Below are 7,554 nucleotides of genomic sequence, written 5' to 3'. Positions count from 1 at the left end.
TATCGTCATCCACAAAGGTCCAAGGGATTTGCCCACCCAGCTTTAAAGCCACGCGTAAACCTGCCCGCAACCCATCTTCATGGAAACCATAGCCCTGCCAAGCGCCTGCAAACCAAGTTTTATTGACGCCTTGAATGGCTAGAATTTGCCGTTGGGCCTTGGCTGCTGGCGCATCAAACTGCGGGTGGGCATAATTAAAGCGCGCAAAGACTTTTGCGGGATCAATCGGCTTGGCCGGGTTTAGCGTCACAAATAAGGGGTAATTGGCGTCTTGGCCTTGCAAGCGGTTCATCCAATAGGTGAGTTCGATCGGCGCATCCGGGTCGCCGCGCGACACATTCCAGCTCGCCCAAGCGGCTTTGCGGATCGGCATATAGCTGGCATCTCGGTGTAGGATCGCTTCATTTGGGGCATAGCGGACGGCCCCCAAAATCGCGGTTTCTTGCGATGTCGGATCGGCCAAGAGGGCGAGCGCCTCGTCGGAATGGCACGCCAAGATGACTTCATCAAAGCGGTGGGATTGCCCACCTACCACCACATCGACCCCATGCGCGTCGCGGCGAACCTGCGTCACTGCAGCATTGAGGCGTACCCGTGTGCCGAGGCTTTCGGCAAACTTCTCCACATAACGGCGCGACCCACCCGTGACGGTTCGCCAATTAGGCCGCTCAAAATGAACAAGGCGATGGTTATTGAAGAAGCGCACAAAGCTTGCCGCCGGATAATCCAGCATGCCCTTTTCCGGCGTCGACCAGATCGCAGCCCCCATCGGCACCAAATAACGCTCTAAAAAGCGCTGCGAGAGGCCGAGTTTGGCACTATATTCCCCCAAGCTCATGGTCTGAAGCGCAGGGTCGTGAACGTCCTTCTGGGCTTGGGCGTTAAAGCGCAGCATATCGGCCAATAGCGCCCAATGGCTTGGGTCCAACGCATTACGCTTCCAAGCAAAATAGCCTGGCGCGCCATCAGAGCCCCATTCACTGCCCGGTCTGCCATCGCGCACCGAAAAGCTCATATCCGATTGCTGGGTAGCCACGTTTAAGGCCTCAAACAGCGCAATCAGATTGGGGTAATTGAGGGCATTATAGACGATAAAGCCCGTATCGACATCCAGCGTCTTGCCATCATAATCGACGGTCACCGTATTGGAATGACCGCCGAGGCGGCCTTCTTTTTCAAAGACGGTCACCTCATGCTGGTCCTTTAAGGCCCAAGCAGCAGACAGTCCGGTGATCCCGGTGCCAATGATCGCGATCTTCATATTAGGTCTCCAGTGACGGGCTGCTTAAGGCTGGCCAGCGCATCGAGGGCTTGCTTGCGGCCTTTTTCATGATTGACGATGGGTAGGGGATAGGTACGGCCCAATTGGACCCCTGATAACCGCAAGACTTCGATTGGGGCTTCAAAGGGACGGTGAAGATATTTGTTTGGCAGTTTCGCCAGTTCTGGAACCCATGTGCGGACATAGTGACCATCCGGGTCAAACTTTTCGCCCTGCGACATCGGGTTGAAGATACGGAAATAGGGGGCTGCATCGGCACCACAGCCCGCAACCCACTGCCAACCTGCCGCATTATTGGCGACATCAGCATCCACCAATGTGTCCCAGAACCAAGCTTCACCCGCGCGCCAATCTTGCAACAAATGTTTGACCAAGAAGGAGGCCACAATCATCCGAACGCGATTATGCATCCAACCTGTCTTCCATAATTGACGCATACCAGCGTCTACAATCGGATAGCCAGTCTGTCCGCGTTGCCAAGCCCGCAGAGTGGATGGATCATGTTTCCATGGAAAGCTGCGGAAGGCTTCTTTCCAGCTTTCTTCTGGGAAGTCCTCGTAATGAAAGATCAATTGGGTGGAAAATTCTCGCCAACCCAATTCAGACAAAAAGACTTGCCCGTCTGTCTGCAGCGCGGGATTGGCGCGCATGGCGGCGCGCGCTGCATTCCAGACCCGCCGGATCGAGATTTCGCCAAAATGCAGGTGGGGCGACAGGAAAGAGGTTGCAGGCTTAGCGGGGATATTGCGGCCCTCGCCATAACCCATAAGAGCCTTCTCAACAAAATGCGTAAGCCGCTTGTGGGCACCTTCTTCACCGGGCTGCCACATCTGGCGCAATCCGCCCGCCCAATCAGGCTTGGTCGGCAAAAGCGCCCAATCTGCCAAAGTATCCGAGGCAAGGGCAGGGACTTGATGGCCAACCAGATGTGGGGCAGAGCAGGCCTGTTCTGCCCATGCGTCACACGCGGCTTGGGCCGCCCTGAAAAACGGGGTGAAGACTTTGAAATTGCCACCAGAGCCGGTCTTGACCTCCCAAGGCTCGGTCAAAACAGATGCCTTGTGCGTGCCGACTTCAACCCCTCGGCCCGTTAGTTCCGCCTTGATTGCCGCATCAACAGGGCGCGACCACGCATAATAGCGTCGGTTCCAATGCACCGCGCCACTATCCAAGCTTTGGACCAGTTCGGGGATGATGTGCCGCGGGTCGCCGCGCTTTAGGATCAGGCTAATCCCGTGTTGGGCTAGGCTTTCCTGCAAACGTTCGAGGCTATGATGCAGCCACCATTTAACGGCACTGCCCAGGGGCCTGCCCAAATCTTTGCCCTCTTCCAGAATATAGACGGCGCAGACAGGGCCTGATTGCGCAGCCGCCGCCAGAGCCGGATGGTCATCCAGTCGCAAGTCTTCTCGAAACCAGACAAGGGAGGGACGGTTTGGCGTTTTCTGGCCAGGGTGGGCAGGTTGCATGGGACTGTCTACGTCTGAAGGTCTAAGCCGGATTGCTATGGGCTGTTGAAGGCTGGATCAGGCTAATACGTGGCTTCAGTCCGATGATTTCACCAACACATAGGTCCCTGGCGCATCGCCGAGCACCTTGACACCGCCATCGCCGGGCACGCGCGCCGGCACTTGTGGGCCAGAGCGTTCGGCCAGCCATTTGGCCCAATCGGGCCACCACGAGCCTTTATGTTCCACCAATTGGGACTGCCACTGATCGGCTGTTGCGGGCAGGTCAGCCATGTCTTCTGGCGGCAACCAATGCTGATATTTCTTAGCTTCAGGGTGATTGATCACCCCGGCAATATGGCCAGAGCCTGCAAGGATCATTCGAACAGGCCCGCCAAATAGTTTCGCGCCACGATAGATCGACCGCCATGGCGCAATATGATCCTCTTTTGAGGATTGCATATAAATGGGTGTCTTCACGTCTTTGAGGTTGAGGCGATAGCCCGACATGGTCATGTCGCCGCGTCCCAAACGATTGTGGCGGTAGAAATTGTCGAGATAGAATAGGTGCAAGGCCTTGGGCATGCGCGTCTGGTCTGCATTCCAGAACAAGAGGTCAAACGGCTTGGGGTCTTTGCCCATCAGATAATTATTGACCACAAATGACCAGACGAGGTCATTGGCGCGCAAAAAGTTGAAAGTCTCGCCCATAACGGTGGCATCAAGGACACCACCGGCATGCTCTATCTCATCCTTGATATATTGGATGGCGGCATCATCGGTGAAAACCTTCAGGTCACCGGCCTCTTCGAAATCAGACTGAGAGGCAAAGAAAGTGGCCGAATTGATCCGCTCGTCGCCCGTTTGCGCCATAACCGCCATGGTCGAGGCCAGAAGTGTCCCGCCGATACAATAGCCGACAGTATTGATTTTATCTTGCCCCGTGGCCTTGGTGACAACGTCGAGCGCTTCATAAATGCCTAAACGGGAATAATCCTCAAACGTCTTTTCGGCATGCTCGACACCGGGATTAAGCCATGAGACGACAAAGACGCTATGGCCTTGTTCGGTCAGCCATTTCACCATGGAATTATCCTGGCGCATGTCCAGAATATAGAATTTATTGATCCAAGGCGGGAAGAAGAGAATGGGCGTTGCAAAGACAGTTGGCGTTACCGGATCATATTGAAGGATCTCAAGGATTTCGCCGCGATGAATGACCTTGCCCGGTGTGATGGCAATATTCTCGCCGATCTTAAAGGGTCTCTCATCGACTTGGGCGGGGGTTAGTCGGCCTTGGCCACGCTTCAAATCCTGTTCAAGATTGGCAAGGCCGCGTACCACGCTTTGTCCGCCCGTTCGAAGCGCCTCACGCAAGGCGACCGGATTGGTCATTAAGAAGTTCGAGGGGGCAAAGGCATCGGCAAATTGCTTGTTAAAGAAAGTCGCCTTGCGGCGCGTCATGTCATCAATGCCATCGACATGATCAATGAGGCCAGTGAACCAATTTGCCGTGTGCAAATAGGTTTTTTGAAGCAGATTGAACATGGGCAGATTATGCCAATCTGGATCGGCAAAGCGCTTGTCGCTGTATTTGGGATCAGGCTTGGCTTCGGTTGCGCCTTCGCCAAGGCTGGATTTGATCGATTCTGCCCAGATTTCGGCAAAGCCCTGCCACAGCTGTTGATGGGCCGCCATCAGCTTTTCGGGATTACCCGCAAGGCGGGTTGCAACATCTGCCGCATAGGGGGCAAGGCCATAGGGGTCTGCGCGCAGGGGCCGCGCATCATCTGCCATGACCCCATCGACCGCCGTCGCGCCCAGCGCGCCCATGCGCGTCATGGCATCGCCCAAATTGCGAGTCAGGGTCTCCAGCGTCTCAAGATTTTGGGCTTGCAGCGCATCCAACAGGCTTTCAGCTTCGTGTGGTTTCGCAGGTGGTGGCTCTATGTGTGGCTTTTGGTGGGTCTTCTCAGCATCTTGGCCACCCGATTTTTGTTTAGCCATTGTCCTTGCCCCGTCTTTTCTGCCAATTCGCCGCGATTATCATGAATTTATGCACTCTTTGCCTTGCAGCAAACACCGCAGCGGCGCAATAAAACACTGTAGCGATTTGCGGTTAGAACTTCCACTGCTTATGGCTCTCCCTTCGGAGTGGCAGCATGGCCTGTTTGTTAGGTCATCGCCTGCCGCTTAGCTTGATGTGACAGAGGAAAGTGCTGCGGCGATGCCGATTGAAGCGACACGAGCCCACATCCAAAACAGACGGCATCTTCGCCGGGCGTCTCGGCTTGTCGTCCTGGGTCTTGTGGCTGCATCGCTGGGGGCCTGCCAGTCCTTAAGCCAAGAGGAAGGGTTTCTGCCAGACACAATCCGCTCAGCAGGGTCCGTGCTGACCCCGCGGGATTATCCAGATCTAACCAAAATCCCCGATGCGCCGACCAATCTTCCAAGTCAAAAGTCCTGGGCCGAACTACAGGCTGGATTGCAAGCGTCTGCGAAAGTCCTAGAAGCCAATCCAAGTTCGAAGCCCGTGGCCGCCAGCGAGATTGATCAGGCCTGGGCCAAGGCCGAGCAGCAAGCCATTGAAGCCAATGCCGCGTCGGTTCCAACCCAACAAAATGCCGCCGAGTCTGATGCTTGGGCCGCTGCCGCGCGAGCTAAAATGGAGGCGGATATCGCGCGTCTGCCTCCAACCTAGTTTCGCGCGATCCAGCATCTACTCTGAATTGATGGGCTTAAGCGCCCCCTGTGACATAAAGGTTTTCCGCCATGATCGGCGATTTTTATAAGATTAAGCGCCTCCCTCCCTATGTGTTTGAGGAAGTCAACAAACTCAAAGCCCGGATGCGGGCCAAAGGCATCGACATTATCGATTTTGGCATGGGCAATCCCGATTTGCCGGTGCCAGAACATATTGTCGAAAAGCTGGTTGAAACGGCACGTAAGCCGCGCAGCAACCGCTATTCGGCATCGCGGGGTATTCCGGGGCTGCGTCGGGCTATGGCGGGCTATTATGACCGCCGCTTTGGCGTCAAACTCAATCCCGATACCGAAATTGTTGCCACTTTGGGCTCGAAAGAAGGTTTCGCCAATCTGGCCCAAGCCATTTGTGCGCCCGGCGATGTGGTGATTGCGCCCAATCCGTCTTACCCCATCCATGCCTTTGGGTTCATCATGGCTGGCGGGGTCATCCGCTCGATCGAAGCCCACAGCCCCGAACAATATTTGGCTGGCATTAGCCGGGCGGTGCGCCATTCCGTGCCCCCGCCAATTGCGATGATTGTCTGCTACCCAGCCAATCCGACCGCGCAAGTCGTCGACCTCGATTATTATAAAGAAGTCGTCGCGCTCGCCAAAAAGCATAATATGCTGGTGATTTCCGACATGGCTTATTCGGAAATCTATTTTGACGAATCCAAGCCCCCACCCAGCATCTTGCAAGTCGAAGGGGCGAAAGATGTGGTGGTTGAGGTCAATACCTTATCGAAAACCTATTCCATGGCAGGCTTTCGCGTGGGCTTTGCCTTGGGCAATGAGCGGGTGATCGCAGCGCTCGCGCGGGTTAAATCCTATCTGGACTATGGGGCCTATACGCCGGTGCAAGTTGCCGCCGTAGAAGCCCTGAATGGCCCGCAAGATTGTGTGGCAGAGATGCGGGCGATTTATAAAGCCCGGCGCGATGCCTTGATCGACTCCTTTGCCCGTGCAGGCTGGAACGTCCCAGAACCCCAAGCGTCCATGTTTGCTTGGTCGCAAATCCCCGAAAAGTTCCGCGGACTGGGCTCGGTTGAATTCTCCAAAAGATTGGTTGAAAAGGCTGGCGTCGCCGTGGCTCCCGGTGCGGGCTTTGGTGAGTATGGCGACGAATATGTGCGCATTGCTCTGGTTGAGAACGAGCAGAGAATTCGCCAAGCCGCGCGTGCTGTTCGGAAGTTTTTGACCGAGGAGAGCGGGTCTTTATAGGCCCACTCTCTGATCTGGTTGCGATCATCGGGCCCTGAGGCCCAGCGAGAGATTGATATGGGTGTTTTGAGAATTGGGATTGCAGGCCTAGGCACGGTTGGCGGCGGGCTGTTGAAACTGGCCTATGGTCAGGGGCCATTGGCTTCTACCGTGAAAGTTACGGGCGTGAGTGCCCGGACCCGGGGGCGCACGCGCGAGGTTGATATTTCTTCCATCGCCTGGTTCGACGATCCGGTTGCGCTGGCAAAGAGCCCAGATATTGATGTGTTTGTTGAATTGATGGGTGGCTCAGAAGGCAGTGCGAAGGCTGCCGTGGAAGCTGCCCTATCGGCTGGCAAACATGTCGTCACCGCCAATAAAGCCCTGTTGGCAGAGCATGGGGCAGACCTTGCTGCCCTTGCAGCCGCACATGGTGCCGAAATTCGCTATGAAGCCGCCGTTGCAGGCGGCATCCCCGTCATTAAGGCGCTGCGCGAAGGCTTGGCCGCCAATGATATTTCTGCCGTCAGTGGCGTGTTGAACGGCACGTGCAATTACATCCTCACCGAGATGGACGTAACCGGGCGCAGCTTTGGCGATGTCTTGGCCGATGCCCAGCGCTTGGGCTATGCCGAGGCCGATCCGACTTTGGATGTATCAGGCGCCGATGCGGGCCATAAGCTTGCCATTTTGTCGGCCATTGCTTTTGGTGGCGCGCCAAACTTCAAGGCGTTGCGCCTTGAGGGCATTCAGGCGATTGAGCCGATTGATCTGGAAAGCGCGAAATTCTTGGGCCGCCGGGTCAAGCTATTGGCCAAGGCAGCGCGCGTCGGGGACAGCGTTATCCAATCGGTCCGCCCAACCTTGTTGGCGCAAGAT

General features: G+C 55.9%; 6 protein-coding genes. 3 read left to right on the top strand and 3 right to left on the bottom strand.

The window, feature by feature from the left end; genetic code table 11:
* The 3 genes from IOB61_RS03430 to phaC all read right to left on the bottom strand — a co-directional run.
* On the bottom strand, positions 1-1,261 hold a 1,261-nt coding region (locus IOB61_RS03430), incomplete at its 3' end, for an NAD(P)/FAD-dependent oxidoreductase (RefSeq protein ID WP_290812197.1).
* Positions 1,258-2,751: a deoxyribodipyrimidine photo-lyase gene (locus IOB61_RS03425; protein WP_290812194.1), complete on the bottom strand. Its 1,494-nt coding sequence runs from the start codon at positions 2,749-2,751 to the stop codon at positions 1,258-1,260. The genes IOB61_RS03430 and IOB61_RS03425, both read right to left, overlap by 4 nt.
* 75 nt (positions 2,752-2,826) lie before the next feature.
* A complete protein-coding gene (phaC, locus tag IOB61_RS03420) occupies positions 2,827-4,737 on the bottom strand; it encodes a class I poly(R)-hydroxyalkanoic acid synthase (RefSeq protein WP_290812191.1) in 1,911 nt (636 codons plus the stop codon).
* A 382-nt stretch (positions 4,738-5,119) separates the two neighbouring features.
* On the opposite strand from phaC, the gene IOB61_RS03415 reads away from it, so the two are divergent.
* The 3 genes from IOB61_RS03415 to IOB61_RS03405 all read left to right on the top strand — a co-directional run.
* Entirely contained in the window at positions 5,120-5,431 is a 312-nt protein-coding gene (locus tag IOB61_RS03415; protein ID WP_290812188.1) for a hypothetical protein, read from the top strand.
* Between the two features lie 71 nt (positions 5,432-5,502).
* A complete protein-coding gene (locus tag IOB61_RS03410; RefSeq protein WP_290812185.1) occupies positions 5,503-6,696 on the top strand; it encodes an LL-diaminopimelate aminotransferase in 1,194 nt (397 codons plus the stop codon).
* Between the two features lie 57 nt (positions 6,697-6,753).
* The coding region (locus tag IOB61_RS03405; RefSeq protein WP_290812182.1) for a homoserine dehydrogenase at positions 6,754-7,554 on the top strand (801 nt) is incomplete at its 3' end.

This window comes from Aquidulcibacter sp. (assembly GCF_020253525.1).
Classification (GTDB): domain Bacteria; phylum Pseudomonadota; class Alphaproteobacteria; order Caulobacterales; family Aquidulcibacteraceae; genus Aquidulcibacter.
Note: the sequence above shows the minus strand (reverse complement) of the source record. Positions and strands in the feature narration are given on the sequence as shown.

What these genes read in the sequence shown, in the direction of transcription:
- IOB61_RS03425 (WP_290812194.1), bottom strand. Translation starts at nt 2,751, where the DNA reads ATGCAACCTGCCCACCCTGGCCAGAAAACGCCAAACCGTCCCTCCCTT.
- phaC (WP_290812191.1), bottom strand. Translation starts at nt 4,737, where the DNA reads ATGGCTAAACAAAAATCGGGTGGCCAAGATGCTGAGAAGACCCACCAA.
- IOB61_RS03410 (WP_290812185.1), top strand. Translation starts at nt 5,503, where the DNA reads ATGATCGGCGATTTTTATAAGATTAAGCGCCTCCCTCCCTATGTGTTT.